The sequence below is a fragment of the Janthinobacterium sp. BHSEK genome (assembly GCF_056174685.1).
In genome coordinates this window covers 1-19,399 of record NZ_JBWBYV010000002.1, presented here as the reverse complement: position 1 = coordinate 19,399, position 19,399 = coordinate 1, and the positions used below count along the sequence as shown (strand labels likewise).

At 63.8% G+C, this 19,399-nt stretch carries 13 protein-coding genes, 1 tRNA gene and 1 pseudogene; 4 read left to right on the top strand and 11 right to left on the bottom strand.

Translation table 11 applies throughout. The features are described from left to right. Positions 1-94: 94 nt before the first annotated feature. The 6 genes from AC0V2Y_RS00690 to AC0V2Y_RS00665 all read right to left on the bottom strand — a co-directional run bounded on the left by AC0V2Y_RS00690 (position 95) and on the right by AC0V2Y_RS00665 (position 7,102). A complete protein-coding gene (locus AC0V2Y_RS00690) occupies positions 95-1,261 on the bottom strand; it encodes a tyrosine-type recombinase/integrase (protein ID WP_475414109.1) in 1,167 nt (388 codons plus the stop codon). 196 nt (positions 1,262-1,457) lie between these two features. Then, positions 1,458-1,547: transfer RNA gene (locus tag AC0V2Y_RS00685), tRNA-Ser, on the bottom strand. A gap of 94 nt (positions 1,548-1,641) precedes the next feature. Continuing rightward, on the bottom strand, positions 1,642-3,696 hold the full coding sequence (locus AC0V2Y_RS00680) for a putative bifunctional diguanylate cyclase/phosphodiesterase (RefSeq protein ID WP_475414108.1): 2,055 nt from the start codon (positions 3,694-3,696) through the stop codon (positions 1,642-1,644). Position 3,697: 1 nt separating this feature from the next. Further along, positions 3,698-4,822, bottom strand: coding sequence for an EAL and HDOD domain-containing protein (locus AC0V2Y_RS00675; protein ID WP_475414107.1), 1,125 nt, complete (start codon positions 4,820-4,822; stop codon positions 3,698-3,700). A gap of 266 nt (positions 4,823-5,088) precedes the next feature. Further along, positions 5,089-5,718: a response regulator transcription factor gene (locus AC0V2Y_RS00670; RefSeq protein ID WP_475414106.1), complete on the bottom strand. Its 630-nt coding sequence runs from the start codon at positions 5,716-5,718 to the stop codon at positions 5,089-5,091. Between the two features lie 10 nt (positions 5,719-5,728). Next, a complete protein-coding gene (locus tag AC0V2Y_RS00665) occupies positions 5,729-7,102 on the bottom strand; it encodes a cache domain-containing protein (RefSeq protein ID WP_475414105.1) in 1,374 nt (457 codons plus the stop codon). 242 nt (positions 7,103-7,344) lie between these two features. On the opposite strand from AC0V2Y_RS00665, the gene AC0V2Y_RS00660 reads away from it, so the two are divergent. The 4 genes from AC0V2Y_RS00660 (at position 7,345) to AC0V2Y_RS00645 (ending at position 15,008) form a co-directional block, all read left to right on the top strand. Then, positions 7,345-9,405 carry a carbon starvation CstA family protein gene (locus AC0V2Y_RS00660; RefSeq protein WP_475414104.1) on the top strand — a complete coding sequence of 687 codons (2,061 nt, stop codon included), beginning with the start codon at positions 7,345-7,347 and terminating at the stop codon, positions 9,403-9,405. Further along, on the top strand, positions 9,405-9,605 hold the full coding sequence (locus AC0V2Y_RS00655; RefSeq protein WP_010396213.1) for a YbdD/YjiX family protein: 201 nt from the start codon (positions 9,405-9,407) through the stop codon (positions 9,603-9,605). The genes AC0V2Y_RS00660 and AC0V2Y_RS00655 overlap by 1 nt, the downstream gene beginning before the upstream one ends. Before the next feature lie 371 nt (positions 9,606-9,976). Beyond that, positions 9,977-12,847: a hybrid sensor histidine kinase/response regulator gene (locus AC0V2Y_RS00650; RefSeq protein WP_475414103.1), complete on the top strand. Its 2,871-nt coding sequence runs from the start codon at positions 9,977-9,979 to the stop codon at positions 12,845-12,847. Between the two features lies 1 nt (position 12,848). Next, positions 12,849-15,008, top strand: coding sequence for a putative bifunctional diguanylate cyclase/phosphodiesterase (locus tag AC0V2Y_RS00645; RefSeq protein WP_475414102.1), 2,160 nt, complete (start codon positions 12,849-12,851; stop codon positions 15,006-15,008). Here the strand turns inward: AC0V2Y_RS00645 and AC0V2Y_RS00640 are convergent. From AC0V2Y_RS00640 to AC0V2Y_RS00620, 5 genes and pseudogenes are all read right to left on the bottom strand, one after another. After that, complete coding sequence (locus AC0V2Y_RS00640) at positions 14,977-16,110, bottom strand: esterase-like activity of phytase family protein (RefSeq protein ID WP_475414101.1); 1,134 nt, start codon at positions 16,108-16,110, stop codon at positions 14,977-14,979. The genes AC0V2Y_RS00645 and AC0V2Y_RS00640 overlap by 32 nt on opposite strands. A gap of 141 nt (positions 16,111-16,251) precedes the next feature. Further along, positions 16,252-17,472: a CaiB/BaiF CoA transferase family protein gene (locus AC0V2Y_RS00635; RefSeq protein WP_475414100.1), complete on the bottom strand. Its 1,221-nt coding sequence runs from the start codon at positions 17,470-17,472 to the stop codon at positions 16,252-16,254. Positions 17,473-17,479: 7 nt separating this feature from the next. After that, positions 17,480-18,070, bottom strand: a complete 591-nt coding sequence (gene recR, locus AC0V2Y_RS00630; RefSeq protein WP_070291397.1) for a recombination mediator RecR — start codon at positions 18,068-18,070, stop codon at positions 17,480-17,482. Positions 18,071-18,117: 47 nt separating this feature from the next. Continuing rightward, positions 18,118-18,444 (bottom strand): YbaB/EbfC family nucleoid-associated protein, encoded by a 327-nt coding sequence (locus tag AC0V2Y_RS00625; RefSeq protein WP_475414099.1) that lies wholly within the window; start codon positions 18,442-18,444, stop codon positions 18,118-18,120. 40 nt (positions 18,445-18,484) lie between these two features. Then, positions 18,485-19,399 (bottom strand): annotated as a pseudogene (locus AC0V2Y_RS00620) (DNA polymerase III subunit gamma/tau); the annotation flags it as partial.

Sequence of the window (19,399 nt, the reverse complement as noted above, 5' to 3'; positions counted from 1 at the left end):
GAAAGATTACCCTGACCTTGAATAGTTCGTGTTTTGCGTTTTTATACAATCTAGAGCGAAAGCTGCAGATCATCATTTGGCGTAACGCATTAGGTCAAGCATGCGCTTTTACGCTAAACAGCCATTCGGCAAATGCCTGGAGCATCGCCCTGCGCTGCTTCAGGTACTCCGCCGAATTATAGACGCCACGTACCCCGCCGTCCTTGTGCGCGAGCTGCATCTCGATATGGTCGGTATTGAATTCGTGCTCGTTCGCCCAGGTGGACCCCACCTTGCGCCAACCGTGCCCCGTCATGCGGCCCTTGTACCCGATCCGGTGGATGAGGTACAGGATCGAATTTTCGCTCATGGGCCGGTTGCCTGTTCGATCATTCGGAAACACGTAGGCGCTCCCGCGCGAGCGCAGTTTCATTTCTTTCAGCAGCGCCTGGGCTTGCGTCGACAGCGGTACAAGATGCTCGCGGTTCTTCTTCATCCGCTTGCCAGGTATGCGCCAGATATCACCTTCGACTTCTGCCCACGTCATGCGGCGCAGCTCGTCCGTGCGGGTCCATGTGAGTGCCAGCAGCTTGCAGGCCAGCACAGACTGAATTTCATCCTCCAGCGCGAGGCGTTCCAGGAATGGATGCACCTCGGATATGGCTAACGCCGCAAAACCCTCACGGGGCTTTCTGGAAAACGCAACCTTCGCATTGATCGATGATGCCGGGTTCTCGTCGCAGTGTCCGTGCTGAACGCCCCAGTCAAGCACCTGACTGGCCCACATTCGCACGCGTCGAACATAGACGGACAGGCCCGCCGCATCCATGGGCCTCAAGGCATCCATCAGACTGTCCCGCGTGATATCGCGCAGCAGCATGCCCCCAAGTTTCGGCGACAAATGCATTGCTAGGCCCCTGAGTGCATTGGCTTTGTAACCCTCACTGATGTCGGTTCGGCCGGCCCAGTATTCTGCAATTGCAAGATCGAACGTGATCGATGGTTTCACCTTAAGCTTTGGCTTGAGATCTTCCCCGTCGAGTAGCTTCAAGCGGATCGCATCGCGTCGTTCGCGTGCCTCTTTCAAGCCAATGAGCGGATACGGGCCGATCACCGCAGTTTGCTGCTTACCGTCAGCATTGCGATACGCCACGCGCCAGACCTTGCCCCCGCTGGGCAAAACAGCCAGGAATAGACCATGACCGTCAAACAGCTTGCGCAGCTTCCCGTTGTTGGGAAGAGCCTTGCGGCAATCGTTGTCGGTAAGGGTATTGATCGCCATGGCGCGGTTCCTGTAGGTACGGTAGATGAGAAAACCGCATCATACCTACAAATGAACCTACGTGAAAATGTGCGACAGGGAGTGTGACGGTAGCCAAATCTGCGATTCAGATTGGCTAAAATCCACTTAACTCATTGATTTTCAAGGATTTTATGCGCTATAGCGTGCGATACGTTATGGCAACCTTGAATATAATTGGCGGAAGCGGTGAGATTCGAACTCACGAACAGTTTAACCCGTCGCCAGTTTTCAAGACTGGTGCCTTCAACCACTCGGCCACGCTTCCAGATGGCAGCATTATACATAAAGGTCACTGGCTTACCAATGGCTAGTACTGTCGTGGCCTTACTCCCCCAACGGCAAGGACTGGGGCAGACGCCCTACAGGCCCCAGTTTTCCCGCAGCGCCGTCTCGAACTCCCCCGCCGGCAACGGGCGCGAGAACAGATAGCCCTGCACTTCGTCGCAGCCTGAACTCTTCAGGAAGGCCAGCTGCTCGGCCGTTTCCACGCCTTCCGCTATCACCTTGTGGTGCAGCTGCTGGGCGATGCTGATGATGGTGCTGGCGATGGCGCAGTCGCTGGCGTCGGTCGGGATGCCGGTGGTGAAGGACCTGTCGATTTTCAGGGTGTCGATGGGGAAGCGCTTGAGGTAGGACAAGCTGGAGTAGCCGGTGCCGAAGTCGTCCAGCGACAGGGCCACGCCCAAGGCCGTGATGCGGTCCATGATGCCGATGACCCTCTCGATGTTGTGCATCAAGGTGCTTTCCGTGATTTCCAGTTCCAGCCAGGCCGCTTCCAGGCCGTAGCGGGCCAGGGTCGCCGCCACCCGTGCGGGCAAGGCTGCCGTGAATTCGCGCGCGGAAACGTTGACGGCCAGGCGGATCGGCGGCAGGCCCGCCTGTTTCCACGCCTGTGCCTGGGCACAGGCCGCTTCCAAGACCCATTCGCCCACCTGCACCACCAGGCCCGTCGATTCGGCCAGGGGGATGAATTCGGCGGGCGGGATCATGCCGTGCTGCGGGTGGTGCCAGCGCACCAGCGCTTCGGCGCCGATGATGCGGCCGCTGCCCAGCGCATACTTTGGCTGGTAGTGCAGCAACAGTTGCTGTTCAGATAATGCCTGGCGCAAGCCTGTTTCCAGGCGCATGCGTGCCTGCATGCCCAGGTTCATGTCCTGGCTGTAGAAGGCCACGCTTTCCGCTTCGCCGCCGCTGTCCTGCTTGGCGCGGTACATGGCGATGTCGGCCAGGCGCAGCAGGGTTTCCGCATCCTGCCCGTCCTGCGGATACACGCTGATGCCGATGCTGGCGCCCACGCGCAGGTCGTGGCCCTCGATCAGGAACGGTTCCACCAGCGAGGCCAGCAGCTTTTGCGCCACCATGCTGGCCTCGAAGTGCTGGCCGATGTCGAACAGGCCGACGGCGAACTCGTCGCCGCCCAGGCGCGCCACCAGGTCCTGGTCGCGCAATGCCTGGCGGAAACGCAAGGACACTTGCCGCAGCAGTTCGTCTCCGATGCGCCGGCCCAGGGTGTCGTTGATCAGCTTAAAACGGTTCAGGTCGATGAACAGCACGCAGCCGAGCATCTTGCTGCGCTGCGCCACGCTGAGCGCCTGGTCGACCAGCTTGGCCAGCAGGGTGCGGTTCGGCAGGCTGGTCAGCGGATCGTAATACGCCAGGTGGTGCAAGCGCTCCTCGGCCAGCTTGCGTTCCGTGATGTCCGTCAGGTAGGCGATGAGTCCGATGGGCTTGCCGTCTATGTCCTGCAGCGGCGACAAAGAGAGGCTGGCCCAGAAGATCTCGCCCGACTTCTTTCGGCGGCGCACCTCCATCAGGCGCCCGCCCTGCTCCAGGAAGGCGTCGTGGAAACCCGTATCTTCGTCGTCGTACAGGAACAGGATGTTGCGCCCCACGGCTTCCACCGAGGTGTAGCCGAACAGGCGCTCGGCGCCCTTGTTCCAGCTGGTGATGTAGCCCGTCAAGTCCATCGTCAGCACGGATTCGTGCAACTGGTCGAGGATTTGCGTCTGTTGCGCCAGCAAGGCTTCCACTTGCGCGTAGGCATGGGTCGAGCGTTGCGCCAGCGAATGCACCTGCAGCACGCCAGCCGTCAGCGAAGCTAGGCTGGCCAGGTGGCGGCGGTCGGCATCGTTATACACAGGGCGGCCGGCCACGCTGTAATGGCCGAAACAATGGCCATCAAAACTGATTTCCTGCAGCAAAGCGGGAGTATCGCGGGGAAACGGCGCGGACGGCGCAGCCGACGTGGCGGCAGCGGCGCTGGCCGCGGGCAGGAACTGGCCATGCGGGCTGGCCATCACGGCGCTGGCGATACGCCCCAGCTCGGCCACCAGCGCGGGGCCGCGCAAACGCACGACGGCGTCGCACAGGGCGGCGCTGTCACCGAGGTAATCCGACAACGGCAGCAGGGCCATGCTAGAGGTTCCGGCTGACCTGGATGGCCCACTGGTAAGCCTGCAGCAGGCTGCGCCAATAGGTTTCTCCATCGATGCCGGCACGGCGCAAGCCTTCGGGCGGCGGCGTGGCGCTGTCGACCAGCGCCAGCAAGGTGCCCAGCTCGCCATTGCGTTCAAGCAAGGCGGTACTGACTTCAGGCGCCAAGTTCAGGGTCGCGATGATCTCTTCCATCGGCATGCCCAGCAGGACGTCGAGCAGGGAAAACACGCCCGCCATGAAGGCCAGGTCCTGCGCGTCGCGGTCGCCGCCGCGCAACTGGCACAGCGCTTCCATCTGCGCCGCGCGCACGGCCGCCAGCGGCAGCAGCGCGTGGATCTTGCCGTCGTCTTGCTGGCGCGCATACAGCAGCAGTTGCAGCCAGCGCTGCAGCTGGCGCCGGCCCAGCAGGGTGATGGCCTGGCTGAAGCTGGCAATCGGCGCCGTGAAACCGAAGGCGGCGGAATTGACCAGTTTTAATAGATGATAGCTGAGCGATGGATCTTGCTTGAGCGGCACTTCCAGCTCGTGCGCGTCGGCATCGCGGGCCAGCAGGCCCAGCAGCGCCAGCACGCGGCGGCGCGACGTGGCGTCTTCCGGCTCGCTTTGCTGGCGCGCATGGTGCAGGGCGTAATCGCCGGCAAACCAGCTCACGCCGAGTTCTTGCAATTGGGCAATATGCTCCGCGTCGGCGATATTGTAGGCCAGGTGCGGCCCCGGCAAGGGCAGCAACTGATGCAGGGCCGGGCGGGCGCCGGCCGCGTCAAAGCTCAGCGCGCGCGCATCGACCTGCGCCGCCGTCACGGGACCGGCCTCGGCGCCATCGAGCAGGATGCGGTAGCCGGCGTCGCGCCATTGCCGGCATTTTTTCTGCAGCCCTTTGTCGCCGGCAAGATGGGCCGGCAAACGGAAGATGGTGCGTTGCGGCGCCAGTTGCGCCAGCACGGCCTCGTCCACGCCATGCGGGTCGGCCAGGGGAATGATGCAGTCGAGCGGCGCCAGGAAGGCATACGCATCGGCGGCGGCCAGCGCCGCCAGCAGCGGCGCCGTCGAGGCTTGCGGTACATGCAGGGTGACAGCGACCCACTCGTTATGAGCATTGGCCACTGCTTGTAATCCCACCAACGGAAACAGGTTTGATTCAGACGCTGACATCGGTATCTCAGTGTGGGTAGGGCGCCATAGTAAATAAACTGACCAGCATTGGCAACCCTGGCCCGACAGGGATGCCATTTCGACAGCGAGAATCATTCTATCCGAATCTCACCCACGAAACAGTTTAATTTTGGCAATAAATGTTCAAAAAGAACATTCCCCCGCGAGATCCGCCTGTCATGCGGGTTTGACAAGAACGTGGCGCCGCGCGCGCCTTCTCAGGCGCCGCCGCCCTGCGCGTGCTCGACCGCGTATTTGATCAGTTCGGCCTGGCCTTCGATACCGAGCTTGCGCTTGATGTTCAACCGGTGCGTCTCCACCGTGCGCACGCTCAGGTCCAGTGCGCGGGCGATCTGCTTGTTCGCCTGGCCCGCCGCGATGTGCTGCAGCACCTGCTGTTCGCGCGTGGTGAGGAAGGAATCGTGGACTTGCGGGCGCGACAGTTGCCGCGCCAGCGCGGCGCTGTAATAAATGCCGCCGGACATCACCGTCTCGATGGCAAACACAATATCTTTACCGGGAGCATCTTTGAGCACGTAGCCGCGCGCGCCGGCGGCGATGGCTTGCGACACATATTCGAGCTTGTCGTGCATGGACAGGATCAGCACGGCGATCTGCGGAAACGCCTGCTTGAACAGCGCCGTCGCTTCGATGCCGTTCGTGCCACGCATATTGATATCCATCAACACGAGGTCCACCTGGTGCGCGCGCGCCTGGGCCAGCGCTTCATCGGCGCCGCCCGCCTCGGCCACCACGTCGAAATGCGCAACCGCTTCCAGGCGCGCGCGCAAGCCGTCGCGCACGAGGGGGTGGTCGTCCACCAGCAGGATGTTGATTTTCTCGGTCATGGTTGCGTATCTATAAGTGTGTGGATGGAAGGGCGAGCCGCGCCAGCACCACGGTGCCGGCCGGAGACGAGGTGATGTGCAGGCTGCCGCCGATGGCTTCCATGCGTTCCGTCATGTTGCGCAGGCCGATGCCGCGCTGCGGGTGCAGGGCGATGCCGTCGAAATCGAAGCCGCCGCCATTGTCGCCGATGCGCAATTCCATCGCCTTGCCCGTCTCGCGCAAGCTCACTTCCACGCCGCGGGCATGGGCGTGGCGCTCGCAATTGGTCAGCGCTTCCTGGGCGATGCGGAACAGCACGGTATTCACCATGTCGGGCAAGCCCTCGCCCGCCGCGGCCGGGCTGGCCGTGAAACTGGCTTGCGCGCTGCTGCTGTCATTGAATTCATGCACCAGGTGGTCGAGCGCGGCGGCCAGGCCCAGGTCGTCGAGGATGGCCGGGCGCAGGTTGTGCGAAATGCGCCGCACCTCGCCCAGCACCTTGTTCAGCTGCTCGGCGGCCCGCTCGAAGGTGGCCGGCGCCTTGTCTTTCTGCTCGGCATTTCCGGCCAGGCGCGCGATGCCCGCCTCGATCTGCAGCTTGATCGACACCAGCCACTGGCTGATGCCGTCATGCAAGTCACGCGACAGCCGCGCCCGCTCCTCCTCCTGCGATTCGACCACGCGCTGCGCCAGCACTTTCAGCTTGGCATCGGCCACGCGCAGTTCGCGCAGGTTCAGCACGAGGCCGCAAGCGGCCACCAGCAGGGAGCCGAGGATGGCGATGGCGGCGATCAATTCCATGGTCGAGCGGATATTGCGCGACTGCTGGGCGTCGACCTTGGCCAGCGCCTGGTCCACGTCATCCATGTAGATGCCGGTACCCATCATCCAGCCCCATTCCGGCATCAGGATCACATAGCCGAGCTTGGGCGCGGACTTGTTCGTCGACGGCTTGATCCAGTTGTAGCGCTCGAAACCGCCGCCGCTCTTCGCCCGCTGCATCAGGCGCTGGATGGTCAGGTTGCCTTCGGCGTCGCGCAACTCCCACAGATTCTGCCCCACCAGCTCAGGCTGGCGCGGATGCATCAGCGACTTGCCCTGCAAATCGTAGATGAAGAAATAGCCATCGTCCCCATAGCTGAGGGCGGACAGGATGCGCTTGGCCGCCTCTTGCGTGGCGGCATCCTTGCGGCCCGAGCCATATAAGGAGGCGATGGAATGGCTGGCCAGGGTCACGTAATGCTTGAGTTCGGCTTCCTTGCTGGCCAGGTAGGCTTGCTGGATGGTGGCGCGCTGCTGCTCGGCCAGGGTGATCGCCTGGTGCCGCACGGCAAATGCGATGGCGCACAGAGCGAGGATGAGCGGCGTGATGGCCAGGAAGATGACTTTCTGTCTGAGTTTCATGGCCTGGCGCTCCGGCGGCGTCTTTACGGATGGGAAGGCGTGATTTTACGTCGCGGCGCGGCGATCGGTCTGCGTAGTAATACTGAGCGTTACTGCGTAGTGCTGCGCTTGCGGCAATTATACGATTCCTGAATACTCGCCATAAGCTGCAGATACACCAATTCATACCAAACTGGCAACGACCAGGCTCGGCAGCACACATCATCGCACGGCACAGCGCCCGTCACATCTCTGGAGGAAGCATGAACCGCATTTTCAAACAGCTCGGCTGGGCAGCGCTTGCGCTGGCAGGCGCCGGGTCCCTGGGCGTTGTCGCCCTGCAACGTGGCGAACCGATCAGCGCGATCTGGATCGTCATCGCCGCCGTCTGCGTCTACCTGATCGCCTACCGTTTCTACAGCCTGTTCATCGCCGACAAGGTGCTGGGCCTGGACGCGCGCCGCATGACGCCCGCGTTCAAGCACAACGATGGCCTGGACCACGTGCCGACCAACAAATATGTGCTGTTCGGCCACCATTTCGCGGCGATTGCCGGCGCCGGCCCCCTGGTCGGCCCCGTGCTGGCCGCGCAGATGGGCTATCTGCCCGGCATGCTGTGGATTCTGGCGGGCGTGGTGTTCGCGGGCGCCGTGCAGGATTTCATCGTGCTGTTCATTTCCATGCGCCGCGACGGCCGCTCGCTGGGCGACCTGATCAAGGCTGAACTGGGCGAAATCCCCGGCATGATTGCCTTGCTTGGCTGCTTCATGATCATGGTCATCATTTTGGCCGTGCTGGCATTGATCGTCGTCAAGGCGCTGACGGGCTCGCCTTGGGGCAGCTTCACCGTGATGGCGACGATTCCCATCGCCCTGTTCATGGGCGTGTATTCGCGCTTCATCCGCGTGGGCCGCATCGGCGAAATCTCCATCATCGGCTTTGTGCTGCTGATGCTGGCCATCATCGGCGGCCAGTACGTGCAGGAACATGCCGTTCTCGGCCCGATGTTCACGTTCACGGGCACGGAATTGACGTGGATGCTGATCGGCTACGGCTTCATCGCTTCCGTCCTGCCCGTGTGGCTGCTGCTGGCGCCGCGCGACTACCTGTCGACTTTCCTGAAGATCGGCACGATCCTGGGCCTGGCCATCGGCATCATCGTCGTCGCGCCGTACCTGAAAATGCCGGCCATGACCAAGTTCATCGACGGCTCCGGCCCCGTCTGGTCGGGCAATCTGTTCCCCTTCCTCTTCATCACGATCGCCTGCGGCGCCGTTTCCGGCTTCCACGCGCTGATTTCCTCGGGCACCACGCCGAAGATGATTGAAAACGAAAGCCACGCCCGCTTCATCGGCTACGGCGCCATGCTGATGGAATCGTTCGTGGCCATCATGGCCCTGGTGGCCGCCTCGACCATCGAGCCGGGCATCTATTTCGCCATGAACAGCCCGGCCGCCCTGATCGGCACCACGGCGGAATCGGCCGCGCAGGCGATCTCGCAATGGGGCTTCTATGTCACGCCGGAGATGCTGACGCAGACCGCCAAGGACGTTGGCGAACACAGCATCATCTCGCGCGCGGGCGGTGCGCCGACCCTGGCCGTCGGCATGGCGCAGATCCTGTCCGGCGCCATCGGCGGCAAGGCCATGATGGCCTTCTGGTACCACTTCGCCATCCTGTTCGAAGCGCTGTTCATCCTGACGGCCGTCGATGCGGGCACGCGTGCGGGCCGCTTCATGCTGCAGGACTTGCTGGGCAGCTTCGTGCCAGCGCTGAAACAGACGGAAAACGTCATCGCCAACCTGCTGGCCACGGGCCTGTGCGTGGCGGCCTGGGGCTACTTCCTGTACCAGGGCGTGGTCGATCCATTGGGCGGCATCAACACCCTGTGGCCGCTGTTCGGCATCGCCAACCAGATGCTGGCGGCCATCGCGCTGATCCTCGGCACCTGCGTGCTGTTCAAGATGAAACGTGGCCAGTACGCATGGGTCACGATCACGCCGACCATCTGGCTGCTGCTGTGCACCCTGACGGCGGGCTGGCAAAAGATTTTCGACGCCAATCCGCGCGTCGGTTTCCTCGCGCATGCGAAGAAATACTCGGCGGCCCTCGACGAAGGCACCCTGCTGGCGCCGGCCAAGTCCGTGGCGCAGATGCAGCAGATCATCTTCAACGATTACCTGGACGCCGGCCTGGCCGCCTTCTTCGTCATCGTCGTGATCAGCGTGCTGTTCTTCGGCATCCGCACCATCCTGAAGGCGCGCGCCGACAGCCGTCCGAGCACCAAGGAAACGCCGTTCCAGGCCATGCCCACGGTGCAATGATGATCGACGAAATCATCAAGGCAGGACGGTATCTGGGGCAAAGCATGCGGCTCATGTGCGGCTTGCCCGAGTACGACACCTACGTGGCGCACCGGGAAGTGACCCATCCCGGCGAGCCGATGATGACGTATGAAGAGTTCTTCCGCGAACGGCAGGAAGCCCGCTACGGCGGGGCCGGCAAACGTGGAGGTTGTTGTTAATAGTATGGTCAGTCCCTTCGGGATCGGAATGTGCCCCCATTGGTACACATTCCCCCTCCTGGGTCTGACCCCGGCCTTTCAGGGGTTTAATTGCATCCCCAAAAGCAAATACCGGGGTCAGTTGTGTAGGTCGGATTAGCGCGCAAGCGCGTAATCCGACAATATCGTTGGCCGGTGATGCTGTCGGATTACGCGCGGCTTTGCCGCGCTAATCCGACCTACGTGCTGCCCTCCGTTGTTTCATCTCGTATAAGTTCCCCTCCCCTCTCCTCCCTTAGACCCACATCAATATCAGGATGTGTCTTCGCGTCTATATTTTTCCAATAGGAATTAAATAACAGTCAACGGGCGACCGGGGAAGCAGCGAATTCATGTTCAATTTCCAACGCTCCAGCATCAGCCAGAAGCTGACCATGATTTCGGTATTGTCGTCAGGCTGCGCGCTGCTGCTGGTGTTCGTGGCGTTTGCGCTGACTTCCGTACTCAACCACAAGAACGATGAAGGCCGGCAATTGCTGTCCCTGGCGGGCGTGATCGGCGCGGCCAGCGCGGCGCCCATGCTGTTGGGTAAGCCGGCGCAGGCGCAGGCGGAACAGGTGCTGGCGGCACTGTCGGCGCGCGACGAGGTGGCCCAGGCTGCGCTGTTCGACCGGGGCGGCCGGCTGTTTGCCCTGTACCGCGCGCCGCAGCATGCGGACGGCCTGGCGGCGCCGGAAGACATGGACCCGGCCCTGCTGGCCGACATGGCCGTGCAGCCCGTCACGCAAGGCTCGGGCACCACCCTGGCGCCCGCCATGCGCTTGTACCGCCCCGTCTACCGGCCAGGCGAACCGCAGCAGATCATCGGCGCCGTGCTGATCGAGGCGGACCTGAACCACATGTGGCGCGACATCGGCCGCCACGTGGGCGCCATCGGCGGCGCCACCGTGCTGTCCTTCCTGATCGCCGTATTCCTCGCGCGGCGCTTCAAGAGCGTGATCGCCGAACCGATCACCAAGCTGATCGATACGGCGCAAAAAGTGTCGAGCAGCCAGACCTACAGCCACCGCATCGCGCACCAGCGCAGCGACGAGCTGGGCGTGCTGATCGACAGCTTCAACGACATGCTGGCGCAGATCGACAGCCGCGACAGCACCCTGGCCAATTACCGCGACCAGCTCGAGCGCCAGGTGGGCGTGCGCACGGCGCAGCTGGAAAAGGCCAAGGATGCGGCCGAGGCGGCCAGCCAGGCGAAGAGTTCCTTCCTCGCCACCATGAGCCATGAAATCCGCACGCCCATGAATGGCGTGCTGGGCATGACGGAATTGCTGCTGGCCAGTCCGTTGAGCCCGCAGCAGCGCCACTACACGAGCATGGTCCAGCGCTCGGGGCAGAATTTGCTGGTGATCATCAACGACATCCTCGATTTCTCCAAGATCGAGGCGGGCAAGCTGAGCGTGGAATACATCCGGTTCAATTTCCGCGAATTGCTCGACGACATAGAACACGTGTTCGCGCCGCAGGCGGAAGCGAAGAATATCAGCCTGGAATTCGATATCGCCTACGACATTCCCATCGCCATCTGCGGCGATCCGAACCGTTTGCGCCAGATCATCGTCAATCTGCTGGGCAATGCCATCAAGTTCACGGAAACGGGCAAGGTCACCGTGAAAGTGACCGTGTGCAGCGAAGACGCGCCCAGCGTGGGCTTGCGCTTCGAGGTGCACGACACGGGCATCGGCGTGTCGAGCGAAGCGCAGACGCGCATCTTCGAATCGTTCTCGCAGGCGGACGGCTCGACCACGCGCAAGCACGGCGGCACGGGCCTGGGATTGACGATCTCGAAACAGCTGGTGGAGCTGATGGGCGGCACTATCGGCGTTAATAATGCTTTAACGCAAGGATCGATCTTCTGGTTCGAAGTAAATTTCGATAAGCGGCGCGTCGACAGCGACGACCCGTCCTTCAACCTGAAAACCACGCGAGGGTTACGCGCCTTGATCGTCGACCACACACCCGCCACGCGCGCCGTGCTGGAGCGGCAACTGGCCAGCTGGCGCATCGTCAGCGACAGCGCCGGCACGGCCAGCGACTGCCTGGCCAAGCTGCGCGCGGCCGCGCAGGCGGGCACGCCGTATGGCGTGGCCCTGCTCGACATGGAATTGCCGCGCACCAGCGGCCTGGCCCTGGCCGCCACCATCAAGAGCGACCCGCTGCTGGCCGACCTCAAATTACTGCTGCTGAGCACGGAACAGGCGGCGGCCGATCCCGTGCAGCGGCGCGAGGCGGGCGTGGCCTTCCAGCTGATCAAGCCGGCCCGCGAATGCGATCTGTTCGACTGCATCGTCACGCCGCCGCGCGCCAGCGAGGGCATGCGTGTCCATCCGCCGCACGCGGCACGGCAGGTGGGCCGGCGCCAGCGCCGCCGCGTGCTGCTGGCCGAGGATAATCCCGTCAACGTGGAAGTGGCGCTGGCCATGCTCGACAGCCTGGGCCTGGACGTGGTCTGCGCGCGCAACGGCGAAGAAGCCCTGCAGGCGGCGCAGGCCGAGGATTTCGATCTGATCCTGATGGATTGCCAGATGCCCGTGATGGACGGCTTTGCCGCCACGGCAGAAATCCGCCGCCACGAACAGCAGTGCGGCCACGCGCGCGTGCTGCCCATCGTCGCCATCACGGCCAATGCCCTGCAGGGCGACCGCGAAGCATGCCTGGCGGCCGGCATGGACGATTACCTGAGCAAACCGTTCACGCAGCTGGACCTGGGCCACACGATCGCGCGCTGGATCACCCTGCCGCGCGCGGCCACCGTGCACCACAGCGAAGCGCAGGAGCCGCAGACGCCGCAAGAAGCGCCGCCCGGGCCGCCGCCCGAAGTGACGCCGCCCTCCGCCGCCACGGCATCGGTCCAGCCGCTGAACCGGCAAGCGCTGGAAAACATCCGCGCCCTGTCGCACGCCGACGGCGATGCGCTGCTCGAACGCGTCATCCAGGCCTTTGTCGGCGAAACGCCGCGCCAGTTGACGGCCATGCGCGAGGCGATCGCCGGCGCGGATGCGGAAGCGCTGCGCAAGGTGGCGCACAGCCTCAAATCGGGCAGCGCGAACGTGGGCGCCGATGGCCTGGCGCAGCTGTGCAAGGAGATGGAAAAACTGGGCCGCGCCGGCAGCACCGAGGGCGCGGCTGCCCTGCTGCAGCAGATGCAGCAAGCCTTCCTGGCCGTACGCGAATCGCTGAACGCCATCCTCATGAAGGAACACTGACATGACAGCGCCCCTCTCCCCTCCCCGCGGCCTGGTGCTGGTGGCCGACGACGATCCCGTGATGCGCTTGCTGATGCGGCAGATGCTCACGCAGGTGGGCCTGGACGTGATCGAGGCCGAAGACGGCGTGCAGGCGCTGGCCAGCTACAAGCACAGCGGGCCGGACCTGGTCATGCTCGACGTCGACATGCCGGCCATGGACGGCTTTGCCGTCTGCCGCGAAATCCGCCACCAGGAAGTGGGCGGCACGGTACCCATCATCATGGTGACGGGCGGCGACGAACTGGAAGCCGTCACGCGCGCCTACGAGGTGGGCGCCACCGACTTCATTTCCAAGCCCATCAACTGGCCCATCCTGGGGCACCGCGTGCTGTACGTGCTGCGCGCCAGCGACGCCATCGCCCGCCTGCGCATCGCCGACGCGCACAACCGCGCCGTGCTGGCCGCCATCCCCGACACCTTCTTCCGCCTCAACCGAGAAGGCTTTTATCTCGACTACGAACAGGGTCACGACGCCAGCGCCGGCTTTTCCATCAGCGACTGCGTGGGCAGCCATATCCGCGACGTGCTGCCGCCCGAAATCGCCGCGCGTCTGCTCGACAAGGCGCACGCCGTGCTGGCCACGCAGCACATCGGCTCGGTCGACTACACGCTCACGCACGAGGACAGCACGCGCCACTTCGAGGCGCGCCTGGTGGCGACGGGAGCCGACGAGGTGCTGGGCCTGGTACGCGACATCAGCGAGCGCAAGCGCACGGAAGAGCAGATCCGCCGCCTCGCCTATTGCGACAGCCTGACGGGCATCCCCAACCGCCAGGCCTTCCTGGAAACCCTGGAACGGGAACTGCTGCGCTCGAAGGAACACGACAAGAAATTCGCCGTGCTGTTCATGGACCTGGACGCCTTCAAGCGCATCAACGACACCCTGGGCCACGACGTGGGCGACCATCTGCTCAAGGTGGTGTCCGAGCGCCTGCGCGAAACCATCCGCCCCAGCGACCTGGTGCTGCGCGCCGAACACGAGTTCGAGGCATCCTCCGGCGGCAGCAACCTGGCGCGCCTGGGCGGTGACGAATTCACGATTCTGATCCCCGACCTGGAGAAGGTGGAGGACGCGCTGAACGTGGCGCACCGGGTCAAGGAAGCCATGCGCCGGCCCTTCATGATCGAGGGGCACGAGATTTTCGTCACGGCCAGCATCGGCATCTCGCTGTATCCGGAAGATGGCGAGGATTGCAACTCGCTGTTGAAATATGCGGACACGGCCATGTACCACGCGAAGAACTGCGGCAAGAACAACGCCAAGCTGTACAGTTCCTCGCTGACGATGGAAATCATGAGCCACGTCAAGATGGAAGTGGGCCTGCGCAAGGCCTTGCAGAACAACGAACTGTATCTGCTGTACCAGCCGCAGATCGACGTGCCCAGCACGCAGATCGTCGGCGTGGAAGCGCTGATCCGCTGGCGCCATCCCGAGCGGGGCATCATTTCGCCCACGGAATTCATCCCGCTGGCCGAGGAGACGGGGCTGATCGTGCCGATCGGCGAATGGGTGCTGCGCACGGCGTGCAACCAGGCCAAGGCGTGGCAAAGCGATGGCGGACGGGCCATCCGCATGGCCGTCAACCTGTCAGCGAAGCAATTCAAGGATGAAAACCTGATGCAGATCGTGCTCTCGGCCCTGGCCGACACGGGCCTCGATGCGCGCCTGCTGGAATTGGAATTGACGGAAGGCACCCTGATGGACGACGCGCGCGCCACCATGGTGACCTTGGAGCAATTGCGCGGCATCGGCGTCTACCTGTCGATCGACGACTTCGGCACGGGATACTCGTCGATGAATTATCTGAAACGCTTCGACGTGCGGGCGTTGAAAATCGACAAGAGCTTTATCGCCGGCTTGCCGCAGGACACGGAAAACGCGGCCATCACGCGCGCCATCATCGCCATGGCGCATGGCTTGAAAATGGTGGTGGTGGCCGAGGGCGTTGAAACGGACGAGCAGCTGCTGATGCTGGAAGAATACGGCTGCGACATGGCCCAGGGATACTTTTTAGGCCGCCCGTCGCCGCACGACACGATCACGGCCATGCTGGCCAGGCAAGCGGGCCAGCTGGCCAGCCTGGAAACTAGAGCACTTCGAAGGCAAGGATTTGCGTGACTTGCTGCGGATTGAAATTATCGTCGGAAATCATCACCAGGCTGCGGCGGCCGTTCTCCAGGCGCGGGCCCCAGCTGATGCCTTCGATATTGTCGATTCTAGCCAGGCCGATTTTTTCCAGGTCCAGCAGCAATCGCTTGCGCGCCGGCACATAAGTCGCGCCCGCCAGGGCCGGCATGACCTGGATATCGGTGGCGCCATCCGTGTCCATTTCGTAGACGCGCACGTGGTTCGTGTAGAGGCCGTCCGCGTTGGCCACGCCGGCCCGCTCCACGACGAGCACCTGATGGCCGTTCACGGCGAGGATTTCCGACACGCCATTGTCCGCCTCGCGCCCCGGCGCGGGCCGCGACGCCACCGGCTCGATCGGATACGCAAACTGGCCCAGCACCTTGCCGGCGCGGTCCAGGCGCGTGATGCGCACGACGGAGCCGTTATCGGGCGTGGCCAGCGGGCCGTCCTGGTACAGGGCCGCTTCCATACCCAGCCACAAGCTCTTGCCATCGCTGGCAAACGACAGCGCTTCAAACGTCATGTTATTGCGCGAGCCGATTTCTTCCTTCGAGACATTGAACATGGCGGGCGTGGGCAAGGTCGCGAGGAATTTTCCATCGCGGTCCGCATGACGCACGAACGGATGCAAGCCCACCTTGCGGTTGCCTTCGCTGCCGTACCACAGGCTGCCGTCCCGCGGATCGACGCGGATGGTTTCGATATCGGCCACCTGGTCGCCCCGCTCCAGTTTTGCATGGGCCAGGTTCGGATAGCGGCTGCCATCGGGCTGCGTGAAGAAGTGCACGCTGTTGAAGGTCACGGCGGAGAACCTCCCGCTGTCGTAATTGAGGCTGGCGCGGTAGAAACGGGCCGGATTGATTTCCGAGCGGTCATCGCTTTCCATCACCCAGCTCTTGCTGGCCGCATCGTAGTCGATGCCGGACAAGCCGCCCACCGTGGTGCCCCCGAACGACTGTTTCAAGGCGATGCGCTGTTCGCCGATCAGGCGCAGGCCGGCGATCGGCGCGTCGTGGGGGAAGCTGGCGCAGGCGGAGAGGAGGATAGTGCTGGATGCCAGGACAAGCGCGGTACGGAAAAATCGATGCATGACAGGTATCAGTGAGTTGCGTAGGTCGGCTTAGCGCGAAGCGCGTAAGCCGACAACATTGTTGGCTTGGCTGGTGGTGTCGGTAACGTGGCGTGGTGGTGTCGGATTACGCGGCTACGCCGCTAATCCGACCTACCCGACCTACACCACGCCATCGGTCTTGAGCCGCGCGATGGCGGCGGCGTCATAGCCGAGCGACGCCAGCACCTCGTCGTTGTGCTGGCCCAGGGCCGGTCCCAGCCATTGCGTCTTGCCCGGCGTGGCGGACAGCTTCGGGCTGATGGCGGGCAGTTTGACGGGCGTGCCGTCGGCGAAATGGTGTTGTTCGAACATGTCGCGGGCGAGAAATTGCGGATCGCTCAGCATGTCGCGCACGGAGTAAATCTTCCCGGCCGGTACATCGGCCGCCGTCAAGACGGCCAAGGCGCTGGCTATCGTGTGCGTGGCGCACCAGGCGCCGATGGCGTCGTCGATCTCCTGCGTGCGCGCCACCCTGCCGTCGTTGCGCGCCAGCTGCGGGTCGCCCGCCATGTCGATGCGGCCCATGGCCAGCATCAAGCGCTTGAAGATGGCGTCACCGTTGCCCGCGATGACGATATTTTCGCCATCGCCCGTCGTGTAGGTATTCGAGGGCACGATGCCGGGCAGGGAGCCGCCCGTGCGCTCGCGCACGACGCCCGCCTGGTCGTATTCGGGCACCAGCGACTCCATCAGGTTGAACACGGATTCGTACAGGGCCACGTCGACCATCTGCCCTTCCCCGCCGTCCCGCCCGCCCGTCACGTCGCGGTGGCGCAGCGCCATCATGGCGCCGATCACGCCATGCAGGGCGGCCACCGAGTCGCCGATCGACACGCCGACCCGCACGGGCGGACGGTCGGCAAAGCCGGACACATAGCGCAAGCCGCCCATCGATTCGCCGATGGCGCCGAAACCGGGCAAATCCTTCATCGGTCCCGTCTGGCCAAAGCCGGACAGGCGCACCATGATCAGGGACGGCTTTTCCTTTTTCAGCTGTTCGTAGCCGAGGTCCCACTTTTCCAGCACGCCGGGACGGTAGTTCTCGATGATGATGTCCGCTTCCAGGGCCAGCTGGCGCGCGATGGCCCGGCCTTCCGGCGTCTTCAGGTTCAAGGTCAGACTTTTCTTGTTGCGCGCCTGCACCGACCACCACAGGGACGTGCCATCCTTCAGCACGCGCCAGGTACGGATGGGGTCGCCGCCATCGGGCGACTCGATCTTGATCACGTCGGCGCCGAATTCGGCCAGCATGCGGGCGCAGAACGGCCCCGCGATCAGGGTGCCCAGTTCCAGGACTTTGATTCCTTGGAGGGGGCCGGAAGATGCGGAAACGTCTGTCATGTTGTACTCAGGTTGCCCTGCGGTCGAGCATCGCGCGGGCAATCGTGCCCGCGTCGACGTATTCCAGTTCGCCGCCCACGGGCACGCCGCGGGCCAAACGGCTCACGCGTAAGCCCCGCGCCTTCAGCATTTCGCTGATGTAATGGGCCGTCGCTTCGCCTTCATTCGTGAAGTTGGTGGCCAGCACCACTTCACTCACCACGCCATCGTTGGCGCGGTTCAGCAATTTTTCCAGGTGGATATCTTTCGGGCCGATGCCGTCCAGCGGAGACAGCCGCCCCATGAGGACGAAATACAGGCCCTTGTAGGTGAGCGTCTGCTCGATCATCAGCTGGTCGGCGGGCGTTTCCACCACGCACAGCAAGCGCTTGTCGCGCTCTTCGTCGAGACAGGTCTCGCACACTTCATGTTCGGTAAAGGTATTGCACAGGCCGCAGTGATGCACGGCATCGACGGCCTGGAACAGGGCGCGCGACAGCATGGCCGCGCCTTCCCTATCGTGCTGCAACAAATGAAACGCCATCCGCTGCGCCGACTTGGGGCCGACGCCGGGCAGGCGCCGCAGCGCCTCGGTCAAGAATTCAAGCGACTTGGACATGGATCAACCTTGCCCCGTGCCACAGATCGAGCGCATGCGGTGTTGCATCAGAATGGCATTTTGAAGCCGGCTGGCAAGTTCATGCCGCCGGTCAAGCCTGCCATTTTTTCCGCGGACGTCGCTTCCGCCTTGCGCACGGCGTCGTTGAAGGCGGCAGCCACCAGGTCTTCCAGCATGTCCTTGTCGTCGGCCAGCAAGGACGGGTCGATGGAGACGCGCTTGACGTCGTTCTTGCACGTCATGACGATTTTCACGAGGCCGGCGCCGGACTTGCCTTCCACTTCCACCAGCGCCAGTTGTTCCTGGGCCTTTTTCATGTTGTCTTGCATTGCTTGCGCCTGCTTCATCAGGCCAGCCAGTTGATTTTTCATCATGAGAATGCTCCGTTAATTCAGTTTGTGAGTGTGTTAATCATCAATGCAGGGTCGGCGCGGCGGAGCCGGCCGGTGCAGGGGTAATCGTTCCCGGCACAACAAAAGCGTCGAATGCACGCTTCATGTCGAGCACGAAGGGATCGCTGGCGATGGTTGCCTCCGCGGCAAGCTGGCACGCCTCGCGGTGGGCCTGCGCTTCCGCGCTGGCCGTGTACCAGACGGCGCCCAGTTCCGTATCGACGTTCACCTTGCAGCCGAAGCGTTCGCTCAGCGCGGCCGCCAGTTTTTCCACGTTGGCCGGGCTGCGCCACGTGTCGATCGGCACGCGCAGGCGGAACGTGGTGCTGTGGCCGTCGTGCAGGCATTCGATCAGCTCGGCCTGCACGGCCAGCTGCTGGGCCACGCCGCGCAAGGGCAGCACGGCAGCCACGGCCGGCCAGTTGCCGTCCCAGTCCAGGCCCGGCACGGGCGTGATCACATACGGCCCGCTGGGCGCGGCTTGCTTGGCGGCACGCTGCGGCATGACGACGGCCGGCTGCTCGCTGCTCTGCGCGGCGGGCGCGGCCACGGCGGCCGAGGCGCTGTCGTCGGAAAATTCGGTGACCCACGGCGGCAAGTCGTCATCTGCTTGCTGCTGTGGCGGCGGCGCGGCGGGACGCGCCGGCTGCACGGGCGCCGGAGCTTCCATGACGGCCACGGGCGGCGCATCGTCCCACGGCGCCGGCGCTTGCGCGGCGGCCGGTGGCGGCGGTGCTGCCTGGACGGGCGCTGCCGGAGCTGGCGTAGCGACTACGGCGGCCGGTGCCGGAGCCGCCGGCTTGGGCGCCGACGATGGCGCCGACGGCGCGCTGCCCGGACGGCCTTTCGAGGCGGCGCGGGCCGCTTCCAGCGCAGCATTGATGGCGGCGCGGGCGGAACTGATCGGGGCGCCCGATGCTGCCGGGGCAGCCGCAGG

Bases quoted from the DNA above. Each gene is read 5' to 3' on its own strand.
- AC0V2Y_RS00645 (WP_475414102.1), top strand. From the start codon at position 12,849: ATGACAGCGCCCCTCTCCCCTCCCCGCGGCCTGGTGCTGGTGGCCGAC.
- AC0V2Y_RS00665 (WP_475414105.1), bottom strand. From the start codon at position 7,102: ATGAAACTCAGACAGAAAGTCATCTTCCTGGCCATCACGCCGCTCATC.
- AC0V2Y_RS00625 (WP_475414099.1), bottom strand. From the start codon at position 18,444: ATGATGAAAAATCAACTGGCTGGCCTGATGAAGCAGGCGCAAGCAATG.
- AC0V2Y_RS00635 (WP_475414100.1), bottom strand. From the start codon at position 17,472: ATGACAGACGTTTCCGCATCTTCCGGCCCCCTCCAAGGAATCAAAGTC.
- AC0V2Y_RS00655 (WP_010396213.1), top strand. From the start codon at position 9,405: ATGATCGACGAAATCATCAAGGCAGGACGGTATCTGGGGCAAAGCATG.
- AC0V2Y_RS00690 (WP_475414109.1), bottom strand. From the start codon at position 1,261: ATGGCGATCAATACCCTTACCGACAACGATTGCCGCAAGGCTCTTCCC.
- AC0V2Y_RS00670 (WP_475414106.1), bottom strand. From the start codon at position 5,718: ATGACCGAGAAAATCAACATCCTGCTGGTGGACGACCACCCCCTCGTG.
- AC0V2Y_RS00660 (WP_475414104.1), top strand. From the start codon at position 7,345: ATGAACCGCATTTTCAAACAGCTCGGCTGGGCAGCGCTTGCGCTGGCA.
- AC0V2Y_RS00640 (WP_475414101.1), bottom strand. From the start codon at position 16,110: ATGCATCGATTTTTCCGTACCGCGCTTGTCCTGGCATCCAGCACTATC.
- recR (WP_070291397.1), bottom strand. From the start codon at position 18,070: ATGTCCAAGTCGCTTGAATTCTTGACCGAGGCGCTGCGGCGCCTGCCC.
- AC0V2Y_RS00650 (WP_475414103.1), top strand. From the start codon at position 9,977: ATGTTCAATTTCCAACGCTCCAGCATCAGCCAGAAGCTGACCATGATT.
- AC0V2Y_RS00680 (WP_475414108.1), bottom strand. From the start codon at position 3,696: ATGGCCCTGCTGCCGTTGTCGGATTACCTCGGTGACAGCGCCGCCCTG.